Here is a 15,740-nt window from a genome sequence, read left to right as displayed (position 1 = left end):
TTAAAACATCAGGTTTTCCTTGAACTGAAGAGTATTCGGGTCAAATTTTTTAACGTATTGTATAAGAGGTACTACTTTAAAAATAGAAGTTAGTTCCTGGCGCCAGCTATCATTTATCTCTCCGTTAATTTGGATTAAGTAATCGTATTCTTTTATGTCAGGAGCCAGAAAAGGTTTCTTTAAGGTACTTAAATCAGCAGATTTATTACGTAATAACCGGAAAGTACGGTATTCGGTGCAATGCAGGTAATTAGAAATTACTAACCGGCCTTTATTCAAAAAATCAAAGCAAAGATCTTTTTGCTTTACTAATCTTATTCGTAAGTATTTATTTAAAGCCCAAGCTAGTTTATGTTCTCTGCTCGACGAAACCAGTCCGAACAGCTCAAAATCATAATCATAATCCAAGTCAAGGCAGAGAGTTTTCATAATAATTGGATGCAAGGTAAACAATAATATCGGGGTGTTAAAATTAAAAACTCACAGTAATAGTTGTACCGAAAACCGGAAAAACTTTTTTCCACAAGTTATTAAGATATTTTTTTTGAAATTGTCTATTTAAATCTATTAATTTGCACAGTATTTCAAAAAAAGCTAAGAAAATGTCAGAAATCGCAGAAAAAGTAAAAGCAATTATCATTGATAAATTAGGAGTAGAAGAGTCAGAAGTAACGCCCGAAGCAAGTTTCACCAATGATCTAGGTGCTGATTCTTTAGATACTGTAGAGCTTATCATGGAATTCGAAAAAGAATTCAACGTGTCGATTCCGGACGATCAAGCAGAAAATATTGCAACTGTAGGCCAGGCTATTAGCTACCTGGAAGAACATGCCAAATAATTCCTTTCTATTTATTAAAATTTTCTTTTTAAAATTTACTTCATTTTTACTTCCCTCTACATTCGCTTATGGAGCTTAAGAGAGTTGTAGTTACTGGACTCGGTGCACTCACTCCAATCGGTAATACTGTTTCGGAATATTGGAACGGTTTATCCAATGGTGTGAGTGGCGCTGCGCCTATTACCCGCTTTGATGCCAGCAAGTTTAAAACGCAGTTTGCTTGTGAGGTAAAAGGCTACAATCCAGATAACTACTTTGAGCGAAAAGAAGGGCGAAAAATGGATATGTTTACCCAATTTGCCTTAATCGCCAGTAACGAAGCTATTGCTGATTCCGGTATTCTGGAAAATGTAAACCGCGACCGCGTAGGCGTTATCTGGGGTTCGGGTATTGGTGGATTGAAAACTTTTCAGGAAGAATCTATTCAATTTGGGCGGGGCGACGGTACACCCCGCTACAATCCATTCTTCATCCCTAAAATGATTGCCGACAGTTCGTCGGGTAATATTTCGATAAAAAATGGTTTTCGGGGACCTAACTTTGTTACGACATCCGCTTGTGCCTCCTCTTCCGATTCTATAGTTACTGCTTTAAATTATATCCGGCTGGGAATGGCCGATGTAATAATTACCGGTGGGTCAGAAGCAGCTATTACTGAATCGGGTATTGGCGGGTTTAACGCCTTAAAAGCCATGAGCGAACGTAACGATGATCCCTTAACCGCTTCCCGTCCTTACGATAAAGACCGGGATGGCTTTGTGCTCGGGGAAGGATCAGGTGCCTTAGTACTCGAAAGCTACGAACATGCCGTAGCCCGGGGTGCTAAAATTTACGCCGAAGTAATTGGCGGGGGATTATCATCGGATGCCTACCATATTACGGCTCCAGACCCAAATGGCGAAGGTGTAGTTATTGTTATGCAGAATGCTTTACGGGACGCAAACATCCGACCTGATGAAGTAGATTACATTAATACGCACGGTACCAGTACTCCATTAGGTGACGGCGCTGAAGTTACAGCTATTCAGAAAGTCTTTGGGGAGCATGCTTATAAGCTAAATATTAGCTCTACAAAAAGCATGACAGGGCATTTACTGGGTGGCGCAGGTGGCATTGAAGCAGTAGCAGCTATTTTAGCTATTCAGAACGGCGTAGTACCCCCAACGATTAACCACTTCACCGACGACGAGACCATTGATCCCGGATTAAATTTTACCTTTAATAAGGCGCAAACCCGGCCTGTTAATGTGGCTATCAGCAATACTTTTGGGTTTGGCGGACACAACACTTCCGTTATTTTCCGTAAGGTGCAATAGAAGTGTTTGATTAAATAGGTGTTACAATTATTTCGCAAGATATTTAGGCAAGGACAGAACTTAGAAAGGTCTATCCACAACGTAACAGGTGTTTCGCCTGGTAATATGCGTTTGTACCATTTAGCCTTAACCCATACTTCTTTCGGTAAGCCTCAAAGTAACGAACGCCATCAAACCAATGAACGGTTAGAATTTCTGGGAGATTCTATTTTAGGAGCTGTAATTGCTGATTTTCTCTACAAAAAGTTTCCGTATAAAGATGAAGGCTTTTTAACAGAAATCCGCTCCCGGATTGTAAACCGCGAATCTTTAAACCACATTGCCTTAAAAATAGGTATTAATACTTTAGTAAAAGTAGATCAGGCGAGTCATTCTGCCCGGTATAAATCCATTAATGGCAATGCTTTAGAAGCTTTAGTAGGTGCTATTTACCTCGATAAAGGCTACAAACAAACCAAGTACTTTATTCTGGAGAAACTTATTAAACCGCATTTTGATTTAAACGAATTAGTAAGCACTACTAAAAACTTTAAATCAAAGCTTATTGAATGGGCCCAGGCGCAAAATAAAATAGTTAAGTTTGATATTATTAATCAGAAACAATCGGGCAGCACTACCGAATTTACCTCGGAAGTAACTATTGATTCACAACGTATTGCAACGGGCATCGGTTACTCCAAGAAAAAAGCGGAACAAGCCGCTGCTGAAAAAGCCTTACTTGTTTTACAGGTACCTTAATCTTTATAATTAGTCTGGTACTTAAATTAGTGGTGTAGAGCTTTTAATTGTTCTGGCAATAAAAGTGCTCTGGTGGTTCGTGCCCCTTCCTAAAGCTTTATTCGCCAATATTTAAAGCAAGAAATACCGCTACCTTACTCGTACTTCTTAACGGGCTATCTAATTTCCAAAACTTCTGTTAACTTGGCTGACGTATATTCCGTTCAATGCCTACATGAAGACTAGCCTTAAAATAGCGGGTGCGGCTTTAAATCAGACGCCCCTCGACTGGAAAAATAACCTGACCAACATAAAAAATGCCATTACGGAAGCGCAGGCCCAAGGTGTAGAAATTCTTTGTTTACCCGAGCTGGCTATTACCGGTTACGGCTGCGAAGATATGTTCCTGAGTTCGTGGTTACCCGAAGCTGCTTTCGAGAAATTATTGGAAGTGAAAGAATGGTGTACCAACATAACTGTGTGTGTAGGTCTGCCTCTGCGGTTATATAACCATATCTACAATACTACCTGCGTTATTAAAAATCAGGAAATTATTGGCTTTACGGCTAAACAATTTTTAGCAAATGATGGGGTACACTACGAGCCTCGCTGGTTTACTTCGTGGCCGGCCAATGAAATACATACTTTTGAAAAAAACGGCAACAAGTACGAAGTAGGCGATATTATTTACGAAGAACAAGGCGTAAGATTTGCTTTTGAGATTTGCGAAGATGCCTGGCGTTCGGATAATGATCGGCCGGCTGCCCGGCACTTAACCAAAGGGGTACATTTAATAATTAACCCCAGCGCCAGTCACTTTGCTATGAGTAAAACCGATGTGCGCTATAAACTGGTGCTCAATGCGTCTAAGAAATTCCATTGTGCTTATTTGTACGTTAACTTATTAGGTAATGAAGCCGGCCGGATGATTTACGACGGAGAAATTTTAATCGCACAGAATGGTAATTTAATTACCCGAAATGTATTGCTTAGCTTTAAAAGTGTAGATGTAGAATCAGCAGTAGTTAATTTTGAACATCCCTTACCACCCGTTGAAACAATTCCGGAGCTAGGCCCAATTGATGAAATTAAAGAATTTATTTCGGCTATTACATTAGCTTTGTTCGATTACCTGCGCAAAAGCAGGAGCAGAGGTTTTGTTCTTTCTTTAAGCGGAGGAGCTGATTCTTGCGCCTGTGCTATTGCCGTAGCCGAAATGATACGACGGGCAGTTTGCGAAATCGGGGTAGATGAGTTTGCCAATAAATTAAATATTTTCTCACCGGAAGAAGTAGCTCATTATAAAACTTTATCCGAAGACGAACAAGTAAAAGCGGTAACCGGGCGTTTACTTGTAACTGCCTACCAGGCGTCCCGCAATTCTTCCGAAGATACTTTTAACTCTGCAAAGGGCTTAGCCGATTCTATTGGCGCTACTTTTTACAATTGGTTTATCGACGAGGAAGTAACCAGTTATACTCAAACAGTAGAAAAAGCAATTGGCAGGAAGCTTACCTGGGAGCACGACGATATCACGTTACAGAATATTCAAGCCCGGGTACGTGCTCCGGTTATCTGGATGTTCGCTAATTTAAATAATTCCTTATTGCTGGCTACTTCCAACCGCAGCGAAGCTTCCGTTGGATATGCTACCATGGATGGGGATACTGCCGGAAGTATTTCGCCTTTAGCTGGTATTGATAAATATTTTTTGCGGCAATGGCTGCTTTGGGCCGAACGCGAGCTAGGTTACGAAGGACTGCGCTTTGTAAATAGTTTACAACCTACCGCCGAACTAAGACCCGCAGAACAAACGCAAACCGATGAAAAAGACTTAATGCCTTATGAAATCCTGAACCAGATTGAACGCCTAGGTTTTTATGAACGCTTATCGCCTAAGCAGATTTTTGAAAAAATGCAAGGTGTAGAGCCAGACGATTTACTAAAACTGCATATTAAACGGTTCTTTACTCTCTGGTCCCGTAATCAATGGAAACGAGAGCGGTATGCTCCTTCTTTTCACCTGGATGATTATAACGTAGACCCCCGCAGTTGGTTAAGGTTCCCGATTTTAAGTGGTGGTTATCAGGAAGAACTTGATTTTTAGTATTTTAACTTGAGCATTGCTTTATTTAAAATATGCGCCGAAATTACCTTTATTTGTGTAATTTTGGCGCATATTCGTTTACTATGGCATTAAATACTATCCTCCTCTGGAATCCGATTGTTTGGAATGTATCTCCGGAAATTTTTGATTTTGGTTTCTTTGCGTTACGCTGGTATGGCTTGTTATTCGCCTTGGGCTTTGTATTTGGCCAACGGATTTTAACTCGTATTTACAACGCCGAAGGCCGTACGGAGCAGGATGTTGATGTTATTACGTTGTACATGATTATTGGTACAGTACTCGGGGCCCGCCTGGGACATTGTTTATTTTATGAGCCCGAAGTATACTTAAAAGACCCTATCCGGATATTAAAAATATGGGAAGGCGGATTGGCAAGCCACGGGGCAACTATTGGTATTTTACTTTCCTTATTTTTATTTAGCCGGAAATATAAGTTTGATTACCTGTGGGTTTTAGATCGAATTGTGATAGTGGTAGCTTTAGGTGGTTCTCTAATTCGGTTAGGTAATTTGTTCAATTCCGAGATTATAGGAAAACCCACTGATCTGCCGTGGGCGTTTAAATTTGAACGGAATCACGAGCTTATAAATGGTGTACAAGCATCGCTACAGCCCCGGCATCCGGCGCAGCTATACGAATCTATCTCCAGTTTCTTATTGTTTTTGTTTTTGTATTCTCTCTGGAATCGCCGCAAATCACTAACACCTAGAGGGCTATTATTTGGCTTATTTGTAGTAATATTATTTACCTTACGTTTCCTTTACGAATTTTTAAAAGAGAACCAGGTAGATAAAGAAGATTTTCTGTTGAATACTATTGGTATGAACATTGGTCAATTATTAAGTATTCCGCTTATTATCATTGGGCTCTTTATTCTTATCCGCGCCATTACTAAACCAACGTACGTGGATCCGGTAGTAAGTGCATCGAAGTAAAAAGTTTAAAGGATAAAAAAGAAGCCTCTGATTTTCTAATCAGAGGCTTCTTTTTTATCTACTTGGTATTATAAAAATTCATCGTTCGCTCCAAGCCAATAGTGCCAAAAGAAAGGCTCATATCCGCTGCTTTTTCAATGAGGGTGGGCAGTTCTATTTGCTCGTCGGGGTTAAAAGGGCTAAGAACATAATCCACTTGCCTGCCTTTAGAAAACTTAGCATCTACGCCAAAGCGTAAACGCGGGTATTCGGTGGTACCAAGTGTTTCTTCAATGTGCTTCAGACCGTTATGACCGCCTGCCGAACCTTTAGAGCGCATCCGCAATTTACCATAGGGTAAAGCAAGGTCGTCGGTAATAACCAGCATCTGGTTGGCCGGAATTTTTAAAATACTTAACCAATGACTTACCGCTTTGCCGCTTAAATTCATGTAAGTAGTAGGTTTTACTAAAGTAAAGGATTTGCCTTTACTTTTTATTTCGGTTACAAAAGCATGGCGACCAGAATCAAAAGTAGCATCATGTTTTTTTGCCAGGTAATCGAGCACCATAAAGCCAATATTATGGCGGGTATTTGCGTATTCAGGACCAATATTTCCTAAACCAACCAGTAAATATTTCATAAAAAGAGATTCGTTATCTAAACCAGACGGCTGTTGTGCGTGACTAACCGCTTTGCCAAATAAACGAGTAAATAGATTAAGCAAAAGATTTGAATAAGTAAGATGCCACAAAGGTAAAACAATACCGTTACAATCAGAAATTAGACGTAGTTCTAACGTGTACTAAACTCCTGACGTTAAGGATTGCATTTAATTTGAATTTTTTAAAATAAATTACTTTAACGGTTCAGCCATTCTTTGAAGGCGTTCAGTTTACCAGTTTCGCCAACTTTGGTGGTGCCTGGTAAGGTATTTAATGCACCGGCAATATCGACGGTCGCCCCCCGCTAGTAACAATATCCAGAGGTTTTAATAAAGTGGCTCGTTTCTCTTCGCTTGCTTCGAAAGCTCCGGCGGTAATTACCACTGTGTTTAGCTCATTCTGTTCTTCCGGTAAAATTATTTTTACTTCTTGTAAGCCGGGCTTTAGTTCAATACTTAATTCTTTTTGCTTGTACCCGATAAACGTAGCAACCCAGATTTGAGAACCTTTAGCATCGGTTTTAATAGAAAAATTCCCGCTGGTATCCGCCGAAGTTCCGTCGTATGAACCTTTCAGGAAAACATTGGCTCCTATAATTGGTTTGCCCCGGTTATCCTTTACTGTTCCGGACAAGGTAGTCTAGGCTAAAATCAACAAAAAAAGTAAATATTTTTCATACCTGCGTGCTTTTGATTCAAATATGAACCAGCTGTACACGCTCCGAAGATTATCTTTACCCAACTGTAGAATTAGCTGGATGAATTGTAAGAAGAAGAAAGTGAATGGTTGGAAAATTGAACGGTTAAAAAGGTTCTAAACATTCTAGAAGAAGGGAATTTAAATCCGTGATTGTAGATACAAGCTGCTAACGAAACAATTTATTGAAAAGGCTATTCCTTCTGGGAGCTACTACAGAGGAGATTACAAAAGAGTTTGGGAATGTTTAGGAGTAGATAAATTCAAGATTAAATCTGCGGGATCTGAGTAGTTCGGGTAAATCTGCAATTCAGACTAAAATACCAATACCAAAGCCCAAGGCTAACCCTAAAGCAAAGCCGGTATAAACCTGCGAAGGGGTATGTGCGTTGAGAGCCAAACGAGCCGAAAGCACGATGCCGGTAAGTAGAATGGTACTAGATACCAGGTATAAGGTTCGTAGCTCTGGTTGCCAGGTGTGCAATAAAATAATAAAGCCCAGCGCTCCGCCCATGCCTACACTATGGGCACTTATTTTCCAGAAGTAAGAAATGGCAAAAGTAAAAAATACGGCCAGGGTAATAACTACCATTATTAAATAAAGCAATGGATCAAAAATCTGCTCCCGGTAAAACATGTAGGTCAGCATCCCAAAACAAACCGTTGTAAAAAACAAAGGCCAGGCACGTTCTGAGCGTTCTTCTGCAAATACGGATTTTACGTAACCGGTTCGTACTAATGCCAGTGTTCCTAAAACCGGAATCAGGAAGGTAGAGAAAAATACCAGCAACATTATTAACCAGCGGCTCACCAACGGAAAAGTAAGCAACGATACCGGCATAAAATACAACAGAAGGTAAAATAAGTAAGACGGAATCAGCAACGGATGAAAAACAAAAGAAATAATCTGTGCCAACGTACGGTTCACCTGGTAAAATTAAAAATTAGAAATTAAAAATTAGAAAAGGTTAGCAAAGAACAGTTTATCCTAGTTTAAGTTTTGCCATCGGCAAATTAACTTAAACTAAAATTTAAATCCATTCATTTCTAATTCATAATTCCTAATTTTTTAACTCTTTAAAGCTCTTTCCGTAAGCGGGCTACGGGTATATTTAATTGTTCGCGGTATTTGGCCACCGTACGGCGGGCAATGTTGTAGCCTTTCTCATTCAGCATTTTTTCCAGCTTATCGTCCGATAAAGGTTTCTTTTTATTCTCTTTATCAATTATTTCTTTTAGAATATGTTTTACCTCCCGGCTACTGGCATCTTCACCGGAATCAGTGGCAATTCCTTCGGAGAAAAAGTACTTTAACGGATAAACTCCAAATTCGGTTTGTACGCTTTTACTATTGGCAACCCGCGAAATAGTAGAAATATCCATGCCTATGTCTTCGGCAATATCCTTTAAAATCATGGGGCGTAGCTTACTCTCGTCACCTTCCAGGAAAAACTCACGCTGGCGCTTCACAATAGCTTCCATGGTGCGCAACAAGGTTTGCTGCCGTTGTTTTATAGCATCGATAAACCATTTGGCGGCATCGAGCTTTTGCTTCACAAAAGTTACCGTTTCCTTAAACTTTTTGTCTTTCTTAGCGCTTTTATCATACGCATCGAACATGTCGGCGTATTCCCGGCTAATGCGCAGGTCAGGAGCGTTCCGGGAGTTAAGCGTTAAATTAAACTGACTATTCTCGATGGTTAAAATAAAATCCGGAATAATGTACTGCGGTTTACCGGCCCCAGCGTCCGAACCACCCGGTTTAGGATTTAATTTTAATATAATGTTAATGGCTTGCTTGAGCTCGTAATCCTCAATGTCCAGCCGCGACCTAATTTTTTCATAATGTTTCTTCGTGAATTCGTCGTAGCATTCGTCTATAATGCGTTCGGCAATTTCAGTGTTCTCATCCTGGTCGAGGCGCTCGAGCTGGAGTAATAAACATTCCTGTAAGTCACGGGCAGCAATTCCGGCGGGGTCAAACGATTGAATTTTGCGCAGTACAGCTTCAATTTCTGGTTCGGTAGCCTCTATATTTTGTGAAAAAGCCAGATCATTGGCAATAGAACTTAATTCCCGCCGAATGTAGCCATCGTTGTCAATGCTGCCAATCAGCTGCATGCCAATGGCTTCCTGTTCTTCGTTCAGATTTAAAAAACCTAGCTGATCCAGCAGCGAATCGACCAAAGTAGAAGTGCCAGCTAAAGGCATATCGCGGTCTTCTTCGTCGCCCGGACCGTCGCCCTGCATTTTATAACCCGCAATTTCGTCGGAATGGAGGTAATCATCTAAATCCAGATCACCGCCATCATCCACCATATTGTCTTCCGGACTGTCGTACGAATCGTCAGAACTACCTTCTTCAAAATCTTCGTCTAAACTATCATCCGCATCAAAATCATCATCGTCGTCATTCCCATCATCGTCATCGGACCGTTCTTTGTCATCATCCGAACCTTCTTCCAAGGCCGGGTTCATCTCCATCTCTTCTTTTATCCGCATTTCCAGTTCGGCCGTAGGAATTTGTAACAGCTTTATAAACTGTATTTGCTGCGGCGAGAGCTTTTGTGATAAAAGTTGTTTTAAATCGAGTCTTTGCATATTCGGTCCATCTTACCGGCGGAATAATTGGCTTTTCAAAAATATGATATTTTTACTGGTCTTCTAAAAAAAAGGTTAAAATATCGTTACTTTGCGCCTGCGCCACAGCGCTGCTAATTAGAAATTAAAAATTAGACATTAGAAATTGGGTTAGGATTGCAATTCTTAACCCTTTAGGCTTAAAGATTTAACTTGTTTAATAGTATTAAATTAGAATCTGCCATTTCTATTTCTGCTAATTTCTAATTTCTAATTTTTAATTTCTAATTAAACCTATGAAACGAACTAAAGTTGCTGAACTACTACAAGGCACAGCCCTAGGGCAAGATGTTTTATTAAAAGGATGGGTGCGCACCAAGCGCGGTAATAAATTTGTAAACTTTATTGCTGTAAACGATGGCTCCACCATAAATACCATTCAGGTAGTGGCCGATGTGCAGCAGTTTAACGAAGAAAGCTTAAAAGATATTACCACCGGAGCTTGCATTGCCGTAACGGGCACGCTTGTAGAATCGCAGGGCAAAGGACAATCTGTAGAAATACAAGCTAAAAACATTGAAGTTTTAGGTTTAGCCGATGTAGAAACGTATCCGCTGCAGAAAAAAGGCCATTCACTGGAATTTCTGCGCGAGATTGCTCATTTGCGCCCCCGTACCAACACTTTTGGGGCTGTATTTCGTATTCGGCACGCCATGTCTTATGCGGTACATAAATTCTTTAACGACAAAGGCTTTTTTTACGTGCAAACGCCCATTATTACCGGCTCTGATGCCGAAGGAGCAGGGCAAATGTTTCGGGTAACAACGCTGGATGTGGCTAATCCTCCTAAAACCGAAACGGGCGAGATAGATTTTACCCAGGATTTTTTCGGTAAATCTACCAACCTGACCGTATCAGGCCAGTTAGAAGGCGAAGTGGCCGCCATGGCTTTGGGCGAAATTTACACTTTTGGACCGACCTTCCGGGCCGAAAACTCCAACACTACCCGTCACTTAGCTGAGTTCTGGATGATAGAACCCGAAATGGCTTTCTCCGACCTGACGGACAACATGGATCTGGCCGAGGAATTTCTGAAATACCTGGTAATGTACGCTTTAAACAACTGCAAAGACGACTTGCAGTTTTTGAATGATATGTACGACAAGGAGCTGTTAAACCGCCTTAACTTTGTGGTTACCAACAGTTTTGAACGTTTAGAGTATACCCAGGCCGTTGAAATTTTAAAAACAGCAAAACAAAAATTTGAATTTCCGGTGGAGTGGGGCACCGATTTGCAAAGCGAGCACGAGCGTTATTTAGTGGAGAAGCATTTTAAAAAACCGGTAATTCTTACCAACTATCCGAAACACATTAAAGCGTTTTACATGAAGCAAAACGAAGATGGCAAAACCGTACGTGCTATGGATGTGTTGTTTCCGGGAATCGGCGAAATTATTGGTGGCTCCCAACGCGAAGAAAATTACGAAAAGCTATCCGCCCGGATTAAAGAAATGGGTATTCACGAAGAAGAACTGTGGTGGTACCTGGAATTGCGCAAATTTGGTACGGCTCCGCACGCTGGTTTTGGCTTAGGCTTTGAGCGTTTGATTTTGTTTATTACCGGCATGGGCAACATTCGCGATGTAATTCCATTCCCCCGTTTCCCGAAAAGTGCTGAATTTTAATGCTAGATTCTAGTATTTAGATGCTAGATAGTAGAATTTTCCTTATAAACGAACAAGCCCATTGATTTGTCAATGGGCTTGTTCGTTTATAAGGGTTTCGAAAATGTAACAACTTCATTCATTATAGAGGAAAGAGTTTATTCATTTAGTAAATACTTTCTGGCTCAAGCTACTCCGCAATTAAAAGTAATTTCTTGCCAAAGTATTGAGCGTAATAGGTGTTCTCCCAAGACGTATCGGCAGGTACTTCTTCAAAAAATATAGTTTGTAGCCGGTTTTTAACCGTTTTAATTGGGCACACTTGACAATTACTGGTTATTAAAGTTACATACCGGGTTTGCATCTCCTGGTTATAGCGTACCGCCTTACCCGAAAGTAAATCTGAATAAGCTACCTGAATATTAGACTGTTTACTAAAAAAAAGAAAAAGCATTCCCCAGGTAAGTAGCATACTGGTAATATAATTCGGTAAGCGAGGTAGTTCATACCTTTGGCGCAAGTACTGCGACCAAATTACCAGATTTAGCATCCAGCCAATTAAAAAAACGAAAAAAATGGTGTCTTGTACCCGGGGCGGAGCAGGCATATGTTTGCTCCAATAAGCCACAAAATAGCCACTAGCTAAACACCCGTACAAAATAAGCGTTGCCAGCAACGGATGAACCCTTGGAAAAAGCTGAGCTTTGGGCAACCATTTGCCAGCAAACGGAAAAAGTAAAACACTTATTAAAAGTAGCGGGGAGTTTAGGAGCCAGTTAAGCGCATTATTCAGGGGAATTACCAAGGCATGTCCGGCCGCATACCAGAAATCGTGTCGTAAAGAATATTCATGCTCCCGCACGCTATTACCCGGGGCAAAAATAACCAAGCTGCAAGCGGCAGTCGCTACTACTAGCAACCAAAGCAAAAAATAATTAATTGTACGGTGCTGGTAAGTAAAAAGTAAAAAAAAGCAAACTAACAGAAAAACGAGCATTGCCATACTGGTTTCGTTACAACCAATAACAGCCACTACTAATAAAGTAATCAGCAACTTGCGTAATAGAGTATGATTACCCGGAAACGGCTGGTAATAACGAATCAGAAGAATAAGTAAATACAATAACAGGATATTGGCCGATTGATACGTAATAGCTCCGGACATCCAGTAAATTGTTTGAGCTACTGTAGGCATCTGGTGAAGATACATTATCAATATTAGTAACGCGAAGGCTAACGTAATTTTTCGGGAGAACCCAGAATGGCTCAGAACCTTAACAAAATTGTACAAACCGGCAGTTAAAAGTATTAGGAAAATAACGGGTAATACTTTGTATAAAGCAATGGAGCGATAAACCAGAGGATTAAAGCTGCCCAAAAACATAGCCGTATACCGGCCACTCCAGTTTTGCCGAATGGCTAATTGAGCTTGCCAGGGTCCTTTCGCTATAACCAGGTTAGTTAGCCAGAAATCATCGGCCGATGGGTGACAAAAAGCGGCTAAAAGCAAAAAAGGCAGCAACGCTAAACCGAGTACGAGTAAAGCACCATTTACGCTTACTAATCGATTTAATTTATTAGCTAGTAATGAATAAAACATGCCGCAAACTGCTTCCTTAAGTTCGGGCAAATCTAAAGCAATTTTGCAGGATTAAGAAGTAAGTGATTTTATAAAAGTGGGTTGATTAGGTTTAAAGGTATTTTACAACTGTTCAGCTTTTATTTAAACACGCCAAGTACATTATTAGTAAACAGAAATTCTCGTACCTAACTGAAAGTGTAGGACAGGTTTGGTTTTAATCCGTTCTATTTATTTTTTATAAAAACTTGCTTATAAGATTATAGAAATATCTGAAAACCAATGTTAATTAAATCTGAAATAAGTAGATTTAAATCCTTGCACTGATAACTTTCCTGGAATTTCTTATGTACGAAACACTGCTGCTTCAACTAGTCAATGGTATTGCCACTATTACTTTAAACCGGCCTGAGGTTTATAATGCCGTTAATGAAAAGCTTACTTATGAGTTACAAGATGCTTTAAAACAGATTACCCGAAGCCCCGAAATCCGGGTGCTGGTTTTTACAGGTTATGGTAAAGCTTTTTGCTCGGGCCAGGACTTAAAAGAAGCTTCCCAATTGGAGAACCAGTCTTTAGCAGATTCTTTGCATAAACGGTATAATCCTGTAATTAGGGCTATGCGGGAATTACCAAAACCAATTATTGGCAAATTAAATGGAGTAGCGGCCGGGGCTGGTTGTTCCTTGATTTTAGCCTGCGATATGATAATTGCTTCTGAAGCGGCAAGTTTAAGTCAGTTATTTATAAATATTGGATTAGTGCCCGATTCAGGTTCTTCGTTTTTTCTGCCGCGTTTAGTAGGAAGCTTAAAGGCTTTTGAATTATGTACCCTTGGTACCAAAATTACGGCGCACGATGCTTTAGAATTAGGCTTGGTCAACCAGGTAGTAACCGCCGAAGCGCTGGATAAAACTGTTCAACAATTAGCCGAACGGTATGCCGCTGCTCCTACTAAAGCCATTGGTTTAATTAAAAAAATGATACAAAAGTCGGGTAGCGCAACGCTAAACGAAATGCTCGATTACGAAGCGCATTGCCAGGAAATTGCCGGACAATCTGCTGATTTCCGGGAAGGTGTAACTGCCTTCCTGGAAAAAAGAACAGCTAACTTTACGGGGAGTTAGTTATTGTAAAGCTCCTAAAACGTAATAAAAATTGCTGCGTATAGAGTTAAAAAATTGTATAACCGAATAAAACTATGAGAAAATTAACTATTGGCAGCCTGCTTGCCTTTGCTTTAATAACAGGCTTTGGCTGTAACTCCAACAAAAGCAACTCCGAAAACGCAACTGATGCAACCTCAACAGATGCTTCTTCCAGTGCTGATTCCGGTAGCATGACTTCTTCGGATACTACGGCCAGCTCTAATATGAATGCTACGCCAACCAACCAGTCAGCTAATGATTTTATGCTGAAAGCGGCTAGCGGTGGTATGATGGAAGTAACGTTAGGTAAACTGGCCCAGGAAAAAGCCAGTAACGCCGATGTAAAAGCATTCGGTCAGAAAATGGTAGAAGACCATAGTAAAGCAAATGCAGAACTAAAAACGCTGGCGGCTTCTAAAAATGTAACTCTGCCTGTAGAATTGATTGCGGAACACCAAAAGCATGTGGATGCCATGTCGAAAATGTCGGGAGCGGATTTTGATAAGCATTACATGACCATGATGGTTGAAGATCATCAGAAAGATATTTCTGAATTTGAGGAAGCTTCGAAAAACGAAGATGCCGATGTTAAAGGATTTGCTTCTAAAACGCTTCCTGTTTTAAAAATGCACTTAGAAATGGCGCAAAAAGCAAACGCTAAAGTGTCTAAGTAAACGAAGTAAACGTGAATTAGTAAATAAAAAGGCCGAAGCTTGAAAGTAGCTTCGGCCTTTTTATTTACTAAATTTAGAGTAACTACTTAGAAGAAACATTGGTAACTTCTTAAAAAAATAGAACTCCTTTACCTAATCTAGAAGCTTACCAAGGTTTAATTAATAGTACGTTTATGGCTCTTTTAGTAAAATAGTACGTTATGATTACCGTTATCCAGGTAAGGCGTCACCTCTTCTTCCGGAATAAGTTTATAAGTGGTGTTTAAAGTATCTTCGTCGCTATTATATTTTGTAATTTCCAGTAAATACTCGTTTTCCATTACGGTTCTATAAACCGAGTAAGTAGTAGGTATAAAAGCCGGATTGGAAGTAGCATCATCGTTGGCTAAAATACCTAATGCTACCTGATCCAAATGATCAACCACATAAAGCTCTCCGCTATCTGTGGTGATTAAATTTAACTGGGTCGTGTCCTTCATCTCAGCGTTTCTCCTCAACAATATAGTCTGACGGAAGTGTAATTATTTTTACTTGAAAGTTATACTGCAAAGTAAATTCTTAACTGTTACGGAGAAAACTTTTTTTGGATTTAATTTTTATTTTTTATCCTGCAATAACCAGAATAGGTATCACATTTTACTTATTCAGTATAAGATAGTGAATAAGTTATTGATTTACAATAAAATATAATAGGAGTTTTAGCCCGGAAAAATCTGTTTTAATTGCGGGAAATTTAAAGTAATAAGACAAAATTAATAATAGTGTTTACAATGAGGAACTTAAGCGCCATAAAAAAATCCTTCCCGGTTGGGGGAAGGAT

The 15,740-nt window shown here is 40.0% G+C and carries 15 protein-coding genes; 8 read left to right on the top strand and 7 right to left on the bottom strand.

Features of this window, described 5'->3' with window-relative positions:
* Window positions 1–429: an IPExxxVDY family protein gene (locus tag HUW48_RS19710; RefSeq protein WP_182412571.1), complete on the bottom strand. Its 429-nt coding sequence runs from the start codon at window positions 427–429 to the stop codon at window positions 1–3.
* A 173-nt stretch (window positions 430–602) separates the two neighbouring features.
* On the opposite strand from HUW48_RS19710, the gene HUW48_RS19705 reads away from it, so the two are divergent.
* The 5 genes from HUW48_RS19705 to lgt all read left to right on the top strand — a co-directional run bounded on the left by HUW48_RS19705 (window position 603) and on the right by lgt (window position 5,935).
* A complete protein-coding gene (locus HUW48_RS19705) occupies window positions 603–839 on the top strand; it encodes an acyl carrier protein (RefSeq protein WP_007659745.1) in 237 nt (78 codons plus the stop codon).
* A gap of 68 nt (window positions 840–907) precedes the next feature.
* Entirely contained in the window at window positions 908–2,155 is a 1,248-nt protein-coding gene (gene fabF / locus HUW48_RS19700) for a beta-ketoacyl-ACP synthase II (RefSeq protein ID WP_182412570.1), read from the top strand.
* Between the two features lie 18 nt (window positions 2,156–2,173).
* Window positions 2,174–2,893: a ribonuclease III gene (gene rnc / locus HUW48_RS19695; RefSeq protein WP_246343551.1), complete on the top strand. Its 720-nt coding sequence runs from the start codon at window positions 2,174–2,176 to the stop codon at window positions 2,891–2,893.
* A 214-nt stretch (window positions 2,894–3,107) separates the two neighbouring features.
* On the top strand, window positions 3,108–4,979 hold the full coding sequence (gene nadE, locus HUW48_RS19690) for an NAD(+) synthase (RefSeq protein WP_182412569.1): 1,872 nt from the start codon (window positions 3,108–3,110) through the stop codon (window positions 4,977–4,979).
* Window positions 4,980–5,062: 83 nt separating this feature from the next.
* The gene (gene lgt / locus HUW48_RS19685) at window positions 5,063–5,935 is read left to right on the top strand and encodes a prolipoprotein diacylglyceryl transferase (RefSeq protein ID WP_182412568.1); all 873 of its coding nucleotides are present in this window, start codon (window positions 5,063–5,065) and stop codon (window positions 5,933–5,935) included.
* A gap of 58 nt (window positions 5,936–5,993) precedes the next feature.
* Here lgt and pth read toward each other — a convergent pair whose 3' ends face one another.
* The 4 genes from pth to rpoN form a co-directional block, all read right to left on the bottom strand.
* Window positions 5,994–6,557 (bottom strand): aminoacyl-tRNA hydrolase, encoded by a 564-nt coding sequence (gene pth / locus HUW48_RS19680; protein ID WP_182416453.1) that lies wholly within the window; start codon window positions 6,555–6,557, stop codon window positions 5,994–5,996.
* Between the two features lie 292 nt (window positions 6,558–6,849).
* Window positions 6,850–7,212 (bottom strand): carboxypeptidase-like regulatory domain-containing protein, encoded by a 363-nt coding sequence (locus HUW48_RS19675; protein ID WP_182412567.1) that lies wholly within the window; start codon window positions 7,210–7,212, stop codon window positions 6,850–6,852.
* 373 nt (window positions 7,213–7,585) lie between these two features.
* Complete coding sequence (locus HUW48_RS19670) at window positions 7,586–8,203, bottom strand: hypothetical protein (protein ID WP_182412566.1); 618 nt, start codon at window positions 8,201–8,203, stop codon at window positions 7,586–7,588.
* Window positions 8,204–8,352: 149 nt separating this feature from the next.
* Window positions 8,353–9,876, bottom strand: coding sequence for an RNA polymerase factor sigma-54 (gene rpoN / locus HUW48_RS19665; RefSeq protein WP_182412565.1), 1,524 nt, complete (start codon window positions 9,874–9,876; stop codon window positions 8,353–8,355).
* Window positions 9,877–10,151: 275 nt separating this feature from the next.
* On the opposite strand from rpoN, the gene asnS reads away from it, so the two are divergent.
* Entirely contained in the window at window positions 10,152–11,540 is a 1,389-nt protein-coding gene (asnS, locus tag HUW48_RS19660; RefSeq protein ID WP_182412564.1) for an asparagine--tRNA ligase, read from the top strand.
* A 169-nt stretch (window positions 11,541–11,709) separates the two neighbouring features.
* Here asnS and HUW48_RS19655 read toward each other — a convergent pair whose 3' ends face one another.
* Window positions 11,710–13,119, bottom strand: coding sequence for a DUF6056 family protein (locus HUW48_RS19655; RefSeq protein ID WP_182412563.1), 1,410 nt, complete (start codon window positions 13,117–13,119; stop codon window positions 11,710–11,712).
* A gap of 326 nt (window positions 13,120–13,445) precedes the next feature.
* Here HUW48_RS19655 and HUW48_RS19650 point away from each other — a divergent pair, with 326 nt between their 5' ends.
* Both HUW48_RS19650 and HUW48_RS19645 read left to right on the top strand, forming a co-directional pair.
* The gene (locus HUW48_RS19650; protein WP_182412562.1) at window positions 13,446–14,225 is read left to right on the top strand and encodes an enoyl-CoA hydratase-related protein; all 780 of its coding nucleotides are present in this window, start codon (window positions 13,446–13,448) and stop codon (window positions 14,223–14,225) included.
* Between the two features lie 74 nt (window positions 14,226–14,299).
* Window positions 14,300–14,920, top strand: a complete 621-nt coding sequence (locus tag HUW48_RS19645) for a DUF4142 domain-containing protein (protein ID WP_182412561.1) — start codon at window positions 14,300–14,302, stop codon at window positions 14,918–14,920.
* Window positions 14,921–15,102: 182 nt separating this feature from the next.
* Here the strand turns inward: HUW48_RS19645 and HUW48_RS19640 are convergent, their stop codons facing one another.
* On the bottom strand, window positions 15,103–15,399 hold the full coding sequence (locus HUW48_RS19640; protein ID WP_182412560.1) for a hypothetical protein: 297 nt from the start codon (window positions 15,397–15,399) through the stop codon (window positions 15,103–15,105).
* Window positions 15,400–15,740: the final 341 nt, after the last annotated feature.

The organism is Adhaeribacter radiodurans (genome assembly GCF_014075995.1).
Lineage (GTDB): Bacteria > Bacteroidota > Bacteroidia > Cytophagales > Hymenobacteraceae > Adhaeribacter > Adhaeribacter radiodurans.
This window is presented reverse-complemented; position numbering and strand designations above follow the sequence as displayed.

What these genes read in the sequence shown, in the direction of transcription:
- HUW48_RS19710 (WP_182412571.1), bottom strand. Translation starts at nt 429, where the DNA reads ATGAAAACTCTCTGCCTTGACTTGGATTATGATTATGATTTTGAGCTG.
- HUW48_RS19655 (WP_182412563.1), bottom strand. Translation starts at nt 13,119, where the DNA reads ATGTTTTATTCATTACTAGCTAATAAATTAAATCGATTAGTAAGCGTA.
- fabF (WP_182412570.1), top strand. Translation starts at nt 908, where the DNA reads ATGGAGCTTAAGAGAGTTGTAGTTACTGGACTCGGTGCACTCACTCCA.
- lgt (WP_182412568.1), top strand. Translation starts at nt 5,063, where the DNA reads ATGGCATTAAATACTATCCTCCTCTGGAATCCGATTGTTTGGAATGTA.
- rpoN (WP_182412565.1), bottom strand. Translation starts at nt 9,876, where the DNA reads ATGCAAAGACTCGATTTAAAACAACTTTTATCACAAAAGCTCTCGCCG.
- HUW48_RS19640 (WP_182412560.1), bottom strand. Translation starts at nt 15,399, where the DNA reads ATGAAGGACACGACCCAGTTAAATTTAATCACCACAGATAGCGGAGAG.
- HUW48_RS19645 (WP_182412561.1), top strand. Translation starts at nt 14,300, where the DNA reads ATGAGAAAATTAACTATTGGCAGCCTGCTTGCCTTTGCTTTAATAACA.
- nadE (WP_182412569.1), top strand. Translation starts at nt 3,108, where the DNA reads ATGAAGACTAGCCTTAAAATAGCGGGTGCGGCTTTAAATCAGACGCCC.
- HUW48_RS19650 (WP_182412562.1), top strand. Translation starts at nt 13,446, where the DNA reads ATGTACGAAACACTGCTGCTTCAACTAGTCAATGGTATTGCCACTATT.
- pth (WP_182416453.1), bottom strand. Translation starts at nt 6,557, where the DNA reads ATGAAATATTTACTGGTTGGTTTAGGAAATATTGGTCCTGAATACGCA.
- asnS (WP_182412564.1), top strand. Translation starts at nt 10,152, where the DNA reads ATGAAACGAACTAAAGTTGCTGAACTACTACAAGGCACAGCCCTAGGG.
- HUW48_RS19705 (WP_007659745.1), top strand. Translation starts at nt 603, where the DNA reads ATGTCAGAAATCGCAGAAAAAGTAAAAGCAATTATCATTGATAAATTA.